Origin of the sequence: Bifidobacterium pullorum subsp. gallinarum, from assembly GCF_000741215.1 — a bacterium.
Taxonomy (GTDB): domain Bacteria; phylum Actinomycetota; class Actinomycetes; order Actinomycetales; family Bifidobacteriaceae; genus Bifidobacterium; species Bifidobacterium pullorum_B.
This window is the reverse complement of sequence record NZ_JGYX01000005.1, coordinates 312,017-327,534: the sequence shown is the minus strand read 5'-3', so window position 1 is coordinate 327,534 and position 15,518 is coordinate 312,017. Positions and strand designations below refer to the sequence as shown.

16 protein-coding genes are annotated in these 15,518 nt (G+C 66.8%); 13 read left to right on the top strand and 3 right to left on the bottom strand.

The window, feature by feature from the left end:
* Positions 1-112: 112 nt before the first annotated feature.
* From BIGA_RS07125 to BIGA_RS07115, 3 genes are all read right to left on the bottom strand, one after another.
* Positions 113-835, bottom strand: a complete 723-nt coding sequence (locus BIGA_RS07125) for a hypothetical protein (RefSeq protein ID WP_033507125.1) — start codon at positions 833-835, stop codon at positions 113-115.
* A gap of 4 nt (positions 836-839) precedes the next feature.
* On the bottom strand, positions 840-1,907 hold the full coding sequence (locus tag BIGA_RS07120; RefSeq protein ID WP_033507066.1) for an NUDIX hydrolase: 1,068 nt from the start codon (positions 1,905-1,907) through the stop codon (positions 840-842).
* 107 nt (positions 1,908-2,014) lie between these two features.
* Positions 2,015-4,252, bottom strand: a complete 2,238-nt coding sequence (locus BIGA_RS07115) for an RNA degradosome polyphosphate kinase (RefSeq protein ID WP_033507068.1) — start codon at positions 4,250-4,252, stop codon at positions 2,015-2,017.
* 16 nt (positions 4,253-4,268) lie between these two features.
* Between BIGA_RS07115 and BIGA_RS09935 the strand changes: the two genes are divergently transcribed.
* The 13 genes from BIGA_RS09935 (at position 4,269) to BIGA_RS07055 (ending at position 15,505) form a co-directional block, all read left to right on the top strand.
* Positions 4,269-4,562, top strand: a complete 294-nt coding sequence (locus BIGA_RS09935) for a hypothetical protein (RefSeq protein WP_152596008.1) — start codon at positions 4,269-4,271, stop codon at positions 4,560-4,562.
* Between the two features lie 454 nt (positions 4,563-5,016).
* A complete protein-coding gene (locus BIGA_RS07110) occupies positions 5,017-5,916 on the top strand; it encodes a P-loop NTPase (protein ID WP_152596009.1) in 900 nt (299 codons plus the stop codon).
* Positions 5,909-6,919: a CpaF family protein gene (locus BIGA_RS07105; protein WP_051917155.1), complete on the top strand. Its 1,011-nt coding sequence runs from the start codon at positions 5,909-5,911 to the stop codon at positions 6,917-6,919. The genes BIGA_RS07110 and BIGA_RS07105 overlap by 8 nt, the downstream gene beginning before the upstream one ends.
* Positions 6,916-7,569: a type II secretion system F family protein gene (locus BIGA_RS07100; protein ID WP_161786263.1), complete on the top strand. Its 654-nt coding sequence runs from the start codon at positions 6,916-6,918 to the stop codon at positions 7,567-7,569. The genes BIGA_RS07105 and BIGA_RS07100 overlap by 4 nt, the downstream gene beginning before the upstream one ends.
* Positions 7,570-7,604: 35 nt before the next feature.
* Positions 7,605-8,117, top strand: coding sequence for a type II secretion system F family protein (locus tag BIGA_RS07095; protein WP_237744077.1), 513 nt, complete (start codon positions 7,605-7,607; stop codon positions 8,115-8,117).
* 298 nt (positions 8,118-8,415) lie between these two features.
* Complete coding sequence (locus BIGA_RS07090) at positions 8,416-8,700, top strand: DUF4244 domain-containing protein (RefSeq protein WP_033507072.1); 285 nt, start codon at positions 8,416-8,418, stop codon at positions 8,698-8,700.
* Positions 8,697-9,131 carry a TadE/TadG family type IV pilus assembly protein gene (locus BIGA_RS07085; protein ID WP_237744076.1) on the top strand — a complete coding sequence of 145 codons (435 nt, stop codon included), beginning with the start codon at positions 8,697-8,699 and terminating at the stop codon, positions 9,129-9,131. The genes BIGA_RS07090 and BIGA_RS07085 overlap by 4 nt, the downstream gene beginning before the upstream one ends.
* A gap of 45 nt (positions 9,132-9,176) precedes the next feature.
* Entirely contained in the window at positions 9,177-9,587 is a 411-nt protein-coding gene (locus BIGA_RS07080) for an Rv3654c family TadE-like protein (protein WP_051917154.1), read from the top strand.
* Between the two features lie 41 nt (positions 9,588-9,628).
* Positions 9,629-10,690 carry a diacylglycerol/lipid kinase family protein gene (locus BIGA_RS07075; protein ID WP_033507074.1) on the top strand — a complete coding sequence of 354 codons (1,062 nt, stop codon included), beginning with the start codon at positions 9,629-9,631 and terminating at the stop codon, positions 10,688-10,690.
* A gap of 145 nt (positions 10,691-10,835) precedes the next feature.
* Positions 10,836-13,295 (top strand): DNA polymerase III subunit gamma/tau, encoded by a 2,460-nt coding sequence (gene dnaX / locus BIGA_RS07070; RefSeq protein ID WP_033507076.1) that lies wholly within the window; start codon positions 10,836-10,838, stop codon positions 13,293-13,295.
* Positions 13,296-13,341: 46 nt separating this feature from the next.
* Positions 13,342-13,947, top strand: a complete 606-nt coding sequence (gene recR, locus BIGA_RS07065) for a recombination mediator RecR (RefSeq protein WP_033507077.1) — start codon at positions 13,342-13,344, stop codon at positions 13,945-13,947.
* Between the two features lie 196 nt (positions 13,948-14,143).
* Positions 14,144-14,908 carry an aspartate kinase gene (locus BIGA_RS07060; RefSeq protein WP_033507079.1) on the top strand — a complete coding sequence of 255 codons (765 nt, stop codon included), beginning with the start codon at positions 14,144-14,146 and terminating at the stop codon, positions 14,906-14,908.
* Positions 14,909-14,938: 30 nt separating this feature from the next.
* Positions 14,939-15,505, top strand: a complete 567-nt coding sequence (locus BIGA_RS07055; RefSeq protein WP_033507081.1) for an ACT domain-containing protein — start codon at positions 14,939-14,941, stop codon at positions 15,503-15,505.
* Positions 15,506-15,518 lie beyond the last annotated feature (13 nt).

Sequence of the window (15,518 nt, the reverse complement as noted above, 5' to 3'; positions counted from 1 at the left end):
AGCGCCTGTCGGCGCAAACGCCGCTCGCGGCGGCAACAAATGGAGCCCGGGGCTTAAGCACGGTCCGGCGCGAATCTACATTGTACAGGCTCGCGTCGTATGCCACGCCGGATTATTCGAGCTTGCCGTGGCGCCAGAGCGCGGCGCCGTGATGGAACACCTTGGCGGTGCTCATCAGGTTGGCGGCCGTGTGCATGAGGCGCGCGGCCTTGGTGCGCGCCGCTTTCTCCTCGTCCGATGCGGCGGCGTCGGGGCCGTAACCCGCCACCATCCGGTGCGCCTGGAGCCGCAGCCCGTTGGCCACCACGTCGGTGAACACTGCCGCACGGTCCAACGCCACGGCGAAATCACCCGTGAACGCACCGGCCAGAATCGAATCGGCGGTGGCCGCGATGTCCTCTTCGGTGGGGGCCTGGTTCACGCCCGCAATCACCGAGGCCGAGGTCACGGTCGGCTCGCCCAGCCGCCACAGCTGCGCGATCGCGGTCGTCCGCTTGCGCATCCACGTCCGCAGCAGGTACAGCCGCCACAGCACCCCCGGCAGCGAGTCGGGCTCCGCGTGGCTCCACAGCTCCGCGATGACGTCCACGCCCTCGTGGTCGACCAGCGTCAGCACGCGTGCGACCACTTCCGGGTCCTCGGTGTGATGGACCCGGTCGAGCAGGGCCGCCGCGGAGGTATGGCTGAGCTCGCGAATCGTTTCGGGATCGGCGCCGCCCGCCAGGCCGTCCAGCAGCCCTTGGCTGAGCTGACCGGGGCGCGCCGGCCGCGCGCCGCCCGTGGAGGCGGCGAACCCGGAGCGGCTGGGCAGGATCGAACCGGAACCGTAGTGCAGTGCGCTAGTAGACAATGGGGGCCACCTTCTGGATGTCGATGATGCGGGGACCGTTGGGTGAATCGATGACATACAGTACCACGGCGTTACCGGTGGGCATATACGGGGATTTGGCGATGAGCCGTTTGCCGAGCAGCTTGGTGGCGCACATGCCGCGCAGGTGGTCGAACATGCCCCCGATGACCGGACGATGCATGCAGATGACCGTGTTGCGACGGTTGTTGAGGGTGTCTTGGATCTCCTGCAGGAACCGCCGCCATGTTGCGTCGGGGTCCTCCGCGAAGGCGTCTTCGGTCAGCTCGTCCACGTGGTTCATCGGGCGGTCGGTCTGCCAGGAGAGCACCTGCAGGGTTTCCTGGCAGCGCATCCACGGCGACGTGGCCAGTTGTGTCGGGTTGTAGCAGGCGAGTTCGCGGTTCAGGGCGAAGGCGTAGGCCGCGCCGCGAGGGGTGATCGGGCGGTTCGCGTCGGTGCCTTTCCATACTTTGCGGGCCTCCGCCTTGCCGTGCCGCACGATGATCATCGCGTGCGAGCGAGCGGCGCCTTCCCTGACGCGGTCCACGAAGATCGCCAACAGGTCCTTGTCGGTGGAATGGGTCAGGATGCGCCGCGCCTCGCGTACCGACATCCAGCTGATGCCGTCGATCTCGCCGACGTCGGCGCGGTGCACGGGGCCGAAGGCGTCGATCAGGTGTTCGGCGTCCACGGCCTCGACCGGACGCGCCATCCAGAACATGACGTGCTTGGTGTCGACGGTACGGTCCTTAGACCGCCGGGTTTTCTTGCCCTCTTCGGACAACGGGTATTCGACCTCGCCGAGGTATGGGCCGAGCTCCACGGTGGTGCCGGTTTCCTCGCCGAGTTCGCGGACCGCGGCGTGGCGATGCGACTCGTTGGGATCGAGTTTGCCCTTCGGCCAGCTCCAGTCGTCGTATTTGGGACGGTGGACGATGCAGACCTGGAGGTTGTCGAGGTCATGTTCCGGGGAATCGGATGCGTTCGGCGGCGTTTCGCGCCAACGGTAGAGAATGCCGCCCGCCGCTTCCACGACTCGTCTGACTTTGTTTCCCATTCCTCTCATTGTAGGTCACTCCCGGGTTGCGGCTACGTAGTTTTCTTAAGAAACGACGATGGCCGACCCCGTGGGGCCGGCCATCGTGCGGTATGCGGAATACGGCGTCAGCTGTTGCCGCGCGGACGGCGCTGATGACGCTTGATCAGGTAGTCCTGGCTGTCGACCAGCGGACGGCCCTCCTCGTCGCGGGAGTGGCGGATGTAGGTGCCGTCCGGCTGCATATGCCAGGAGGCGGTGCTGTCCGCCATCTGCAGATCGACGTAGCTGATCAGCTCGTTGATCTGATCCGGGTCGGTGATGCGCACCAGCGCCTCGACGCGGCGGTCCAGGTTGCGGTGCATGAGGTCGGCGGAACCGATCCACACCTCGGGGCCGGAGACCGGACCTTCGCCGATCTGCGGGCCGTCGGAGTTGCAGAAGGCGTAGATGCGGCTGTGCTCCAGGAACCGGCCGAGGATCGAGCGGACGCGGATGTTCTCGCTCAGTCCCGGCACGCCCGGCTTGAGCGCGCAGATGCCGCGTTCCACGATGTCGATCTTGACCCCGGCCTGGCTGGCGCGGTACAGCGCGTCGATGGTCTTCTCGTCCACGATCGCGTTGACCTTGATCTTGATCCACGCCTCCTTGCCGGCGCGTGCGGCGTCCTCCTCGCGGCGGATGCGCTGGATCAGGCCGGTGCGGATGGTGCGCGGCGCCACCAGCAGGCGGTGGAAGCTCGACTTCGGCGCGTAGCCCGACAGCTGGTTGAACAGGCGGGTCAGGTCCTGGCCGACCACCGGGTCGCAGGTCAGCAGGCCCAGATCGGTGTACTGGCGCGCGGTCTTCGGGTTGTAGTTACCGGTGCCCACATGGCAGTACCGCTTGAGACCGTCGGCCTCCTGGCGGACCACCAGCGAGATCTTGCAGTGGGTCTTCAGGCCCACGATGCCGTAGACCACGTGCACGCCGGCACGTTCGAGCTTGCGTGCCCAGGCGATGTTCGCGTCCTCGTCGAATCGCGCCTTGATCTCGACCAGCGCCAGCACCTGCTTGCCGGCGTGGGCGGCGTCGATCAGCGCGTCGATGATCGGGGATTTGCTCGAGGTGCGGTACAGCGTCTGCTTGATGGCCAGCACCTTCGGGTCGGCCGCGGCCTGCGCCAGGAACGCCTGCACGGAGGTCGAGAACGAGTCGTAGGGGTGGTGCAGCAGGATGTCGTGCTGACGGATCGCGGCGAAGATGTCCTGCGCACGGCTGGACTCGACCTCGGCGATCTGGCGGTTCGTGGTCGGCACGAACGGACGGTACTTCAGGTCCGGACGGTCGATGCCACCGAGCTCGAACAGCACGGTCATATCCAGCGGGGCCGGCAGACGGTACACCTCGTCGCTGGTCACGCCGAGCTGGTCGGCGAGCAGCTGGGAGAGGAACGGGCTGGTCGCGTCGGAGATCTCCAGGCGGATCGGCGGTCCGAAGCGGCGGCGCAGCAGCTCCTTCTCCATCGCGTTGAGCAGGTTCTCGGCGTCGTCCTCCTCCACGTCGATGTCCTCGTTACGGGTCACGCGGAAGGAACGGGCCTCCTTGATGATCATGCCCGGGAACAGCGACTCCAGGTGCGCGATGATCAGGTTCTCCATCGTGATGAAGCCGTAGCGCTCCTCGGCGCCCTCCTCGTCGGTGCGGTCGTCGACCGGCACCAGACGGTTGAGGTTGTCCGGAATCTTCACGCGAGCGAAGTGCGACTTGCCGGACGTGGGGTTCTCCACGATGACGGCCAGGTTCAGCGACTTGCCGGAGACGTACGGGAACGGGTGGGCCGGGTCCACGCCCAGCGGGGTCAGGACCGGGAACACCTGCTGACGGTAGTAGCGCGACAGACGCTCCTGTTCGGAGGTGCTCAGCTGGTCCCAGTTGAGCAGCACGATGCGCTCGTCGGCCAGGGCCGGCAGCAACGTATCCACCACGTAGTGGGCGTGCTCGTCCTGCATGACGTGCGCCTGCTCGCTCAGGGAACGGAGCAGCTGGCGTGGGCTCAGTCCGCTGGAGGAGGTTACGGCGATGCCGGTATCGATGCGGCGCTTCAGGCCGGCCACACGGACCATGAAGAATTCGTCCAGGTTGGAGGCGAAGATCGCGGCGAAGCTGGCGCGTTCGATCAGCGGCAAACTTTCGTCCTGGGCGAGCTCCATTACACGCCAGTTGAACTTGAGCCAGCTCAGCTCACGCTCGAAGAAGCGGTCATCGGGCAGCGGGGCCTCGCCGTCGCGAGCCTCGCGCCTGTCGTCCTTATCGGTTTCGGCGATGTGCTCAGCGATTTGGCTGCGCAGGATCGCCTTCGATGATGCGTCGAATATCTGTGCCATAGTCCTCTACTTTAGGATGACAACGATTGCGGCGCACGCGAAAACGCAAGAATTCAACCGCTGTTTACATAAACTGTCTCGTTGGGGGCATGGTTGGGCGATCGGGCCGCAGGACGGCGCTGCGACACGCCGCGCTGCGGCGATGCGAACAGAAATGAACATCGGAACCCGTTCGATAGTCGCAGGACCTCTCATGGAGGGCGTGACGATGTTCGGTTGCAGAACACTTCGGCAAAAAAGAACACATTCGTGGTTTTCGGGTTGCGCCTGGCGCAGCGCCGAGCATAATGGCAAGTACAAGGACAACTGAACAGGTGGAAGCCCACAAAAGTGTATGGTCACAAAGGACTGTTACGTTGAACGGGCATTGGAAAGACTTACCGTTACAACGATGATGTTGTGTTGCGATTCCGCCGTTGTTGGACTTGTCGGAAGACCCGCTTCGGCGGGTCTTTTCGTTATGTGTGCAGGCCGTCGGCCCATGGCCTATAACCCCTGACCGTTAGCCCCATGACCGTTCGAAGGCGTGTTGTCGCACGTTCATGACAACACGGCTTCTGACCGATGCCTAGGATGCCGTGTCGTCATGGTCGTTTGACGACACGGCTTCGAAGACATCGCTTGGATGCCGTGTTGTCGTATGGGACGCCATATGGGGGTGCCGCGGTGGATGACACGCCGGCGGTGTGGATAACCCGGCATCGTTCGACCACATTGGCCCATCGGGCTTGAGTACGAGCCGGGGCAGGGCATTCAATCGTCGTATGCGTATCACACCAGGAACCACATCACCGCCGCGCAGCCGGCGGGACAAGACCACGGACGTCGCCGTGCAGGCGCGGCACCGGACGGTCCCAGCCGTGGCGTTGCCGTCCGCTGGCCGCGGCGGGGGCGTTCGTCCGACGGCGCTGGCCACCGCCACATTGCGCGCCAACCTGGTCGCGGTCACGGCCGTCAGCGGCGGGCTCGGCGCCAGCACGGTGTCGGCCATGATGGCCGCCGAATTGGACCGGCGCGACCGCCGGTGCACCCTGGTCGATGCCGATTTCGACGGCGGCGGCCTCGATGTACTGCTCGGCCTGGAAGGGGAATCCGGGCTTCGCTTCGAAACGGTGGAGGCCCCGCTCGGACGTATCGACGGCGGGGCGCTGGTCCATGAGCTGCCGCAGTGGGGGCGTATCGGTGTGCTGGCATGCAACCCATGGAGCGGCGATGCTCCGGGCTCGTGGGAGGTGGAGGCGGTGTTGCACGCCCTGTGCGAGTCGAGCCAGACGGTGGTGGTGGATGCCGGGCGGGGTCCTCTCGGGCAACGGTTGCCGGGTGTGGCGGCCGGGGTTCAGGTTGTGGCGGTGGAGCTGTCGGTATTGGGATTGGCCAGGGCCAAGGTCTGGCTGGAGCGCGTCCCCGGTACGCTCCGCAAGAGGACGCTGCTGGTTGGAGTCCATCCCCATGGCGCGCGCGGCAAAGGCGTGGTGAGCGGCGTGGAGGCCGAGGACTATCTGGATGCGCCGCTCGAAGCCTGTGTGCGCTATGACAGGCATCTGCACGACGACATGCTCCAGGGGCTGGGGCTGCGCGCGCTCCGAGGCCGCAACCGTCGTGCCATCCGGCGACTGACGGACAGCGTGGAGTCGATGATGGTCCGAGGGGGTGGGGATGGATGACCGATTGATGCTGGGGCCGTTGGAGGATGTGGCGCATGATCCGTATATCACCGATGTGGCGGTGACCTGTGACGGGCGTGTGTGGGTTGATCGCGGCAACGGGATGGACGAGTTTCATCCGCATGCGGCGTTCCGCTCCCCGCAGACCGTGCGCGACTACGCCGTGCAGCTGTGCGCGCAGCTTGGCCGACGGCTGGACGATGCCTGTCCGATCGCCGATGCCTCGACCGCCGGCGGCATACGCGTGCATGCGGTGATCGCGCCGTTGGTGCCACAGGGCGCTGCGATCTCGATCCGTTTCCCCGAATGCGGCGTGCCCAGGTTGGAATCGTTGGCGGTCCGGGGCGCTATGCCGGAGGCGTGGCTGCCGTTGCTCAGAGGGCTGGTATCAAGGCGCGCGACCATCCTGATCACCGGAGGTACGGGCACCGGCAAAACCACATTGATGAAGGCACTGCTCGCCGAGTGCGGCGCGAGCGAACGCATCGTAACGGTGGAGGAGGTGCGTGAGCTCGGCATGCTGGGGCTGGCGAACCATGTGTCGCTGGTCTCGCGCGAGGCCAATGTGGAGGGGGCCGGCGCGGTGGGATTGCCGGAACTGGTGAAGGCCACGTTGCGTATGCGTCCGGACCGTGTGGTGCTGGGCGAATGCCGGGGCGAGGAGATCGCCGATCTGTTGCGTGCGCTGAACTCCGGGCATCACGGCGGTATGACGACCCTGCACGCCGATGGTGTGGCCCGTGTGCCGGCGCGGATGGAAGCCCTGGGACTATTGGCGGGATTGGCTCCCCAGGCGTTGGCGATATTGATGGCCGGTGCCTTCGACGTGGTGCTGCACCTGGAACGGCGCAATGGCCGACGGTATATCGGCCAGATCGGTTGCCTGGTGTATGACCGCGGCAGCCTGTCCGGCGTGCCGATCGCCGCATGGGATGGCCGCCGCGCCGCGTATGCGCCGGAATGGGAGCCGTTCCGGCGTCGATGGATGGCGGCGGGGTCATGACGGGCTGGGCCGTGTGCGCGTCCGTTGCGGTTGCCGCCGCGGTGGCCACCGCATGGCGCCCAAGCGCGGTATGCAGATTGCGGCGGCGGACCTGCGGCGGTGGGGGCAACGCCGGTGCCGGTGTACCGACGGGCGAGGGCATGGGGGAGTTCCTCGCCCAGGTCCGTGGCCGCCTGCGCGGCGGTGGGACGGTGCAGGAGGCATTGGGGAGTCATGGAAGGTATCCGTTCGCCACACGGTCCATTACCGTGGCCAGGATGGTTGCGGTGCTGCGGCGTGCTCGGAATTGTGACGAGACCATGCGGCAGGTGGAGTCGATGGCGTTCGAGTTCACGGCCGCGTGTCGGCTGAGCGAGCGTTCGGGCTGCGAGATGGTGCGTTGCCTCGACGTGGTGGCCGACGACTATCGACGGCTGCGCATGATGGAGGACCTGCGCCGCAACGCCTTCGCCATGCCGTTGGCCACGGTCAGGTTGTTGTCGGCGTTGCCGTTCCTCACGGTGGCGATGGGCATGCTGCTGGGAGGCGACCCGGTGGGGTTCCTGCTCGGTTCGGCTGGCGGGATGGCGTGTCTGGGATTGGGAGGGGTCTGCTATCTGATTGGTCTGGTGTGGTTGCGCGCTTTGTTCGAGGATGAGGGGGATTCATGACGATGGGGTGGTGGATGTGGGGCGCGGCGGTCTCAATGGGTTGCATGACGTGGATGCTGCTGGAGCGACGCCATGGCCGGCTGCCGGACGGCGGATCATCGGAGGGGGTGTGGGAGGACCCCTCCGTGACTGCGGTGATGGGGATGCTGGCCGTGGTGATTCGGCAGGGGTCATCGATCCCTACGGCATTGGACGAGGTGGGGAGGGTGGTTGGCGGGGAGTTCGGCGGCGATCTGTGCGGAGTAGCGGATGGGCTGCGCCGCGGCGTGCCATGGCATGAGGCGTGGGTGGTGCCGTGCGGTCAGGAACGGCGGCATGGGGTGAGCTGCCGGCAGGTCAGGGATGCGTTGGAGGACGCGTGGCTGTACGGTGCTTCGCCGGAGGAGCGATTGACCGCCGCCATCGAACGCGTCGATGGGGCCGCACGGGCCGACATCGAACGGCGCGCGGCGAAGCTGTCCGTCCGTTTGCTGATGCCGACCGGGCTGTGCTTCCTGCCCGCGTTCATCTGTGTCGGGGTGATCCCCTCGGTGGCGTCGTTCCTCTGACCCGCCATTGTGGCGGCTTCCGTGGAACGCGCCACGCGGTTCATCCTGATGATGGCGGATGTCGGAGCCGCCGGTTATTCCCATGGGCCGTGCCTAGTGATTGGCACTACGGCGGCGAATGCGGTTCCTGGGTATGAGCCATCCGTCCACAATATCGGTGGACGACATGCCCGGGGTGTGGATAACCCGGTATCGTTCGACCACATTGCCCGGATGCCATGGCGCCGGAATCCGTTGTGGTCCATAGTGGTGTGCACCCGGTCATCCGATCGGGCGCACTACTACGTAAGGGGACATCATGAGCAAGCAGACGGATGCCATCGGCGCGAGGACCGGCATATCGGTGCCGTTGCGCGAACGCGTGGCGGGATGGCGTGAGCGGGCGGAACGCGGGATCTGCCTGTTGGACGCACGGATGAGAACGTTGACGGCGGAGCCGGAGGAGGGCGCGGCCACCGCCGAATACGCGGTGGTGTTGGTGGCGGCCACCGGATTCGCGGCGCTGCTGGTCGCGATTCTCAAATCCGGAACGGTGAAGAACCTGCTGACGGATATCGTCAAGCAGGCGTTGAACGTGGCATGAGCCAGCGGATGAATCGGCGGCGTGGTGCCTGGCGGATTCGCTTCGGAGTCGCTGGGCAACGTCGGCGCAACCATCGACTGTGGCGGGGCTGGCGTCTGGCGGCGGATGAGGGAGCGGTCACCGCGGAATTCGCGGTGGTGCTCCCCGCCGTCATCTTGGTTGCCGTGGTACTGATCGCGCTCGCCCGTACGGTGACGGTATCGATGAGCTGTCAGGATGCGGCGGCCGTTGCCGTTCGCGAGATCGTCGTCGCCGGTGACGAGTCGGACCCGGTCGGAGCCGCCCAGGCTGTGGCCGGAGCGGACTCGTCGGTGTCGGTGACGTATGGCAGCGAAGCGGTGAGCGTCACGGTGTCCTGCCCGGTCATCCCTGATCCGCTGGGTGTGCTGCCCACTGTGGTGACGGCTGAGGCCACCGGCGTCGCACAGTGACAGCGTTGCCGCTGCCGATCCGGTGGATGATGGAAAGGGGTGTTGATGGTGGACGAATCGAAATACATGGCCGTTGAACGAAAGTGGCGTCGTGGCCGCGGTTGGGGCGATTGCGACGAGGGGTCGGGCACGGTGGCCGGCGTCATGCTGATCCTGGTGGTCGCCCTGCTGATGGGGGCGCTTGCGGCGGGAGGCGCCGTGCTGATCGCCGGGGCGAAGGCGCGTGGCGTGGCCGACACGGCCGCGGTATCCGCGGCGCGGATGCTGTTGGAGGGCGGCGCCGACCCATGCGCGGCGGCGCGGACAATCGCCTCCGCACAGGATACGCAGCTGGAGTCCTGCACCATCGAGGATGAGGATGTGACGGTGACGATCCGATCGCCCACGGGCGTTCCCGTGGCGGCGTGGGTGGAACGGCGATCCCGTGCCGGTCCGCAACGGTGCGACATTCCGTGAAACACTGGCGTGGAACCACCGGTATCGGATAAGGTGACGGTATGGCAGAAACGATCGGAACGGTGGCATGCATCGGCAACCCCATCGCGGATAAGGGTCATGGCGAGGAAGCCTACGAGCGGGCGTTCGACCTGCTGGGCCGGGAGGGCGAACGGTACGGCTTCGCCGTCATGGATCTGACCGGCGGCAGCTTCGAGGAGTCGTTGGCGAACGCGCGGCAGCACGCGGAACTCTATGATGCCTTGGTGGTGGTGGGCGGCGACGGCATGATCGCGCTCGGCGCCAACGCCATCGGAGGCAGCGGCAAGCCGTTGGGCATCGTGGCGGTGGGGTCTGGCAACGACTTCGCCCGTGGACTGGAGCTGCCGGTGAACCGTATCGAGACGGCGGTCGAAGGCATTGTGGGCGCGATCGCATGCGGCACGTCCCTTGATGTGGACATGGGGCATGTGACCGGCATCGGCGAATCCGCGTCCATCGACCGCTACTATGCGGGCATGCTGTCCTGCGGGGTGGACGCCAGCATCAACGATCGGGCGAACCATTCGCATCTGCCGAACGGGTCGTTGCGGTACCTGGCCGCCGTGGCGGTGGAACTGACCCGGCTCAAGGCATACGGATACCATGTCCGTGCCGTGCTGGCCGACGGCCGTGTGGATGAGCGGGACATCGTCTCGCCGCTGCTGACTGTGGCCAACTCGCGGCATATCGGCGGAGGCATCGAGGTCTGCCCGTACGCGAGTTTCGATGACGGGCTGCTGGACCTGGTGTGGCTCGACCACATGCCCAAGCTCGGGGAGCTCGCGCGGATCGTGCCGAACGTCTACAACGGCCGGCTGCTTGCCCACCCGCTGTTCGGATGGCGCCGCGTCCGCGAAGTGGAGATCTCCCACATCGAGGGATACCCGATGCCGCCCATGCTGATGGCGGACGGCGAATACGTGGGTGATCTGCCGGTGAGGGTGACGGCCATGGACCGGGCGCTGCGCGTGCTGGTGCCCCCGGCGGTCGCGGATCAGCAGCTGCGCCGGCTGGATGATCGGTCCTCGGTGGTCATCCGCCGCGACGGCCGTGATTCGCTGACCGGCGAATTCGTCTGCTGACGGCCGCCGTGTTCGGCGGCGAGCCTCCGCATGACAGCGCGTATGGATGAGGGTCTTCGCCGTGGCCCGTTCCCATCGGTGGGGTAATGTGAACACACTACAAGAATCGACAACGGCGGCACGGGGATGTGAAAGGCAGGCGGCCATGGCACTCGCACTGTATCGGCGGTATCGTCCGGACACCTTCGACGGCGTGATCGGCCAGGACCAGGTCACGGTGCCGCTGATGCGCGCCCTCGACCAGGGCAAGCTCACCCACGCCTATCTGTTCTCCGGGCCGCGCGGCTGCGGCAAGACTAGCTCCGCCCGCATCCTGGCGCGTTGCGTGAACTGCGCGCAGGGCCCCACGTCGCATCCGTGCGGCGAATGCGAAAGCTGCAAGGACCTGGCCACCGGCGGCCCGGGGTCGATCGACGTGGTGGAGATCGACGCGGCCAGCCACAACGGTGTGGACGATGCCCGTGAACTGCGCGAACGCGCCGGCTTCGCCCCCGCGCGCGACCGGTACAAGATCTTCATCCTCGACGAGGCGCATATGGTCACGCCGCAGGGCTTCAACGCCTTGCTGAAGATCGTGGAGGAGCCGCCCGAGCATGTGATGTTCATCTTCGCCACCACCGAACCGGAGAAGGTCATCGGCACCATCCGGTCGCGCACCCATCATTATCCGTTCCGGCTGGTGCCGCAGGAGGTCATGGGGCCGTACCTGGAACGCATCTGCGAGCAGGAGGGCATCAGGCCCGAGCCTGGCGTGCTCAAGCTCGCCATGCGTGCGGGCGGCGGTTCCATGCGTGACACGCTGTCGGTGCTCGACCAGCTGATGGTCGGCGCCGTGGACGGTGCGATCCCCTATGATTCGGCCGTGGCGCTGCTGGGGTTCACGCCGGAGGAGCTGATCGGCGAAGCCGTCGACGCGGTGATCGCCAAGGACGGCGAGGCATTGTACGGCGTGGTGCAGAAGGTGGTGATCGGCGGGTTCGATCCACGCCGGTTCGTGGAGGATCTGCTGGCTCGCGTCCGCGATCTGCTGGTGCTCACGTTGGGTGGTGAACGCGCCGAACACGTGCTGGGCGACGACGCCGCCTCGGATATGGATGGTCTGCATCGTCAGGCCGCCGCGCTGAGTCTGCCGGAGCTGACGGCGATGGCCGAGATGATCAACACGACGTTGGGGTCGATGTCCGGCGCCACCTCGCCGCGCATGCGGCTTGAGCTGCTGGCCGCGCGACTGCTGGCCGGCCGTGAGCAGGGATTCGTGCCGGCCGCGTCCGCCGCCCCGCAATCATCCGGTTCCGCGGAGGCCGCCGGTCAGACGGCGTCCCAGCCCGCGCCCCACGTCGGGTTCGTCGGTGCCGCGCGCAATCGGAAGCCTCAGCCGGCGAGTGTCCCGAGCGCATCCACGGCGTCCCCGCAGGAGGGTGCCGCCACGGCGGCGCAGCGTCCCGTCGCGGGCGCGTCGTCCGATGCCGTGGCCGGGCACCAGGGACCGGCCGGCACTTCGCAGCCGGCCGCGCAACCCGCTGCGGAACAACCGCGGCAACCCGACGCGCGCACGCCGGAGCAGAAGTGGGAGGCCGTGCTGGCGGCGCTGCCCGGGGAGATTCGCGAGTACGTGGATCACGGCAAGGTGCCGACCGTCTCCTACGCCGTGGACGCCTCCGGCAAGGGGCGGCTGTCGATGACCTTCGACAGCGCGCTGAGCCAGCACGCGTTCTCGCTGGCTGTGGCCACCGATGCGGAGCACGGCGGCAAGAAGGCCGCCAATGTGGTGTTGGATGAAGTGCGCCGCACCTTCGGCGCGCATACGATGATCGCGCCCACGGGCGTGGCCGCGAACGGCGAACACGTGGTGCCCATCAAGCGTCTGAGCCCCGAACAGGTCAAGCAGGTGAAGACGCAGATCCTCATGGCCAAGGCCGAGGCCGCAGCGGCCAGCACGGCGGCCATGACCGCCGGTCGCGCCGCGGCCGAACCGGGGAGCCACGCGGCTCACGATGGCGAGGAGCCCTCCGAATCCGACGAACCCGGGCACCGAGGAACCCCGTCGCACCCGGTCGCATCGTCGCCCGTCTTCAACGCGGAGTCGCCGGACGATGATGACCCCTGGATGACGCCGATCACGCCCGTACCACCGATGTCGTCCCCGCGTAAGCATGTCGCGGTTCCCGACCTGAGCGATGACGACGATCCCTGGGCGCATCCGCTGCCGGCGCCGCAGGCATCGGAGGCCGTGCTGGACGGGGGCGTATCGCAGACGTCACCGGCCCCACGGCAGGCGTCGCAGCCGGCTGCGGGCCATGAGCGGCATTTCCTTGCGGGCGCGGCCTCGGATGCCACCGCGGACGATCCGTGGTCGGCTGTTCCGGCCGCAGGCGGATTCGATGCGCACGCGGCCGAGACCGCCGGCCCCGGCGAACCATCCGGACCCCAGGTCGATCCGGACGAGGACGAATACTCGCTGAGCGACGAATCGCTGGGCACGGCCGCCGCGCTGAGCGTCGAGGAGCTCTCGAAGATCTTCGAGGTCAAGAAGGTCGAGGAATTCGCCGCGGACGACCCGAAGAACCCGAAGAACGCCCAGCCGTCCAAGCACGGGTCGAACTGAATCGACGCGGTGGTCCCCACGGACGGGAACGGAGAGGAGTGCGACGATGGCACTGGTGTATGACGGCGCGATCCAGCGTCTGATCGACGCGTTCGCCAAACTGCCCGGCATCGGGCCGAAGGGCGCGCAGCGCATCGCCTTCTACCTGCTGTCGGCCTCCGACGAGGAATCGCAGAACCTGATCGACGCGATCGACGAGGTCAAGACCAAGGTGCGGTTCTGCGAGGTGTGCGGCAACGTCTGCGAATCGAGCCCCTGCCCGATCTGCGCGGATCCGCGGCGCGACCGCGGTGTGATCTGCGTGGTCGAGGAGGTCAAGGACGTCATGAGCATCGAGCGCACGCACACGTTCCGCGGCCTGTACCACGTGCTGGGCGGCGCGATCAACCCGATGGCCGGCGTGGGGCCGGAATCGTTGAACATCCCCAAACTGCTGGAACGGCTGAAGGAAGACGGCGGCGTGCACGAGGTCATCCTGGCGCTCAACCCGAATATCGAGGGCGATGCCACCACGCGGTTCCTGTCCGCGCTGCTGCGTCCGTCCGGCATCACCGTCACGCGATTGGCCAGCGGCCTGCCGGTCGGCGGCGATCTGGAATACGCCGACGAGATCACGCTGGGCCGCGCATTGGAGGGTCGCCGGGAGGCGTGAGCCCGCACCGCGGCCGCCGTGTGTTGTCCGATGACCGTCATCCATGGATTGCCGGGCATCCCGGTACTGCCCGGTATACGGGCGCTCGCGGCCCGCATCGTGGTCTTGGTGCGGTCCGCGCCGTCGCGACGTCCATATAATCGTGGCGCTTGCGTAGAATCGTGGGCGGTATTGGAAGAAGAGGATTGGACCAACTGTGGCTCTTATCGTGCAGAAGTACGGCGGCTCCTCGGTGGCCGACACGGATTCGATCAAGCGCGTCGCGCGGCGCATCATCGAAACGAAGAACGCCGGTCATGACGTGGCCGTGGTGGTCTCCGCCATGGGCGACACCACCGACGATCTGATCGACCAGGCGCTCAGCATCGACTCCAACCCGCCGTCGCGCGAGATGGACATGCTGATGACCGCGGGCGAGCGCATCTCGATGAGCCTGCTGGCCATGGCCATCCATGCGGCCGGCTCCCACGCCTATTCGTTCACCGGGTCGCAGGCCGGATTCATGACCGACGCCCAGTTCGGCGCCGCCCACATCAAGGCCGTCAAGCCCGACCGCGTGCAGCGCGCCCTGGACAAGGGCAGCGTGGCGATCGTGGCCGGCTTCCAGGGCGTCAACGAGGGCGGCGACGCCACCACGCTCGGTCGCGGCGGCTCCGACACCTCCGCCGTGGCGCTGGCCGTGGCGTTGGGCGCCGACATCTGCGAGATCTACACCGACGTGGACGGCATCTTCACCGCCGATCCGCGCATCGTGCCGACGGCCCGCCGCATCCCCGTCATCGACTACGACTCGATCACCGAGATGGCGTCCTGCGGGTCCAAGGTGCTGGCCCTGCGCTGCGTGGAATACGCGCAGCGGTTCATGATGCCGCTGCATGTGCGCAGCTCCTTCTCCCACCGGCCCGGCACATTGGTGGTGCCGGACGGCGTGGACCCCCGCACGCTTCCCAACATCGACTGACAACAACCCATCATCGGATAAGGCGGACCAATGAACGAGAATGACAACAAGTCCATGGGCGATCTGTTCCCCGACCTGGGCCCGGAGGCCCCGGTCATCTCCGGCGTGGCGCACGACCGCACCGAGTCGCTGGCCACGCTGCGCGGCGTGCCGAACGAGCCGGGCATGGCGGCCAAGGTGTTCACCCAGCTGGCGGAGGCCGGCGTGAACGTGGACATGATCGTGCAGGCCGGCGCCTCCACCGGCACCGCCGACATCTCCTTCACCGTGCCGGAGACCACGGTGCGCAGCGTGCAGGAGGTGCTGGAGGTCAAGCAGGACGAACTGGGCTATCAGGCGTTCGAGATCAACAACAACGTCGGCAAGGTGGCCGTGGTCGGCGTGGGCATGAAGACACATTCGGGCGTGGCGGCCAAGTTCTTCAACGCGCTGAGCGACCATGGCATCAACGTGCTGATGATCTCTACCTCCGAGATCCGCATCGCCGCCCTGGTGCCGCTGCCGGAGCTCGACGACGCGGTGCGCGCCCTGCACACTGCCTATGGACTGGACGCCGATCAGGTGGAGGCCGTGGTCTACGGCGGCACCGGTCGCTGAACCGGTCGGTTTC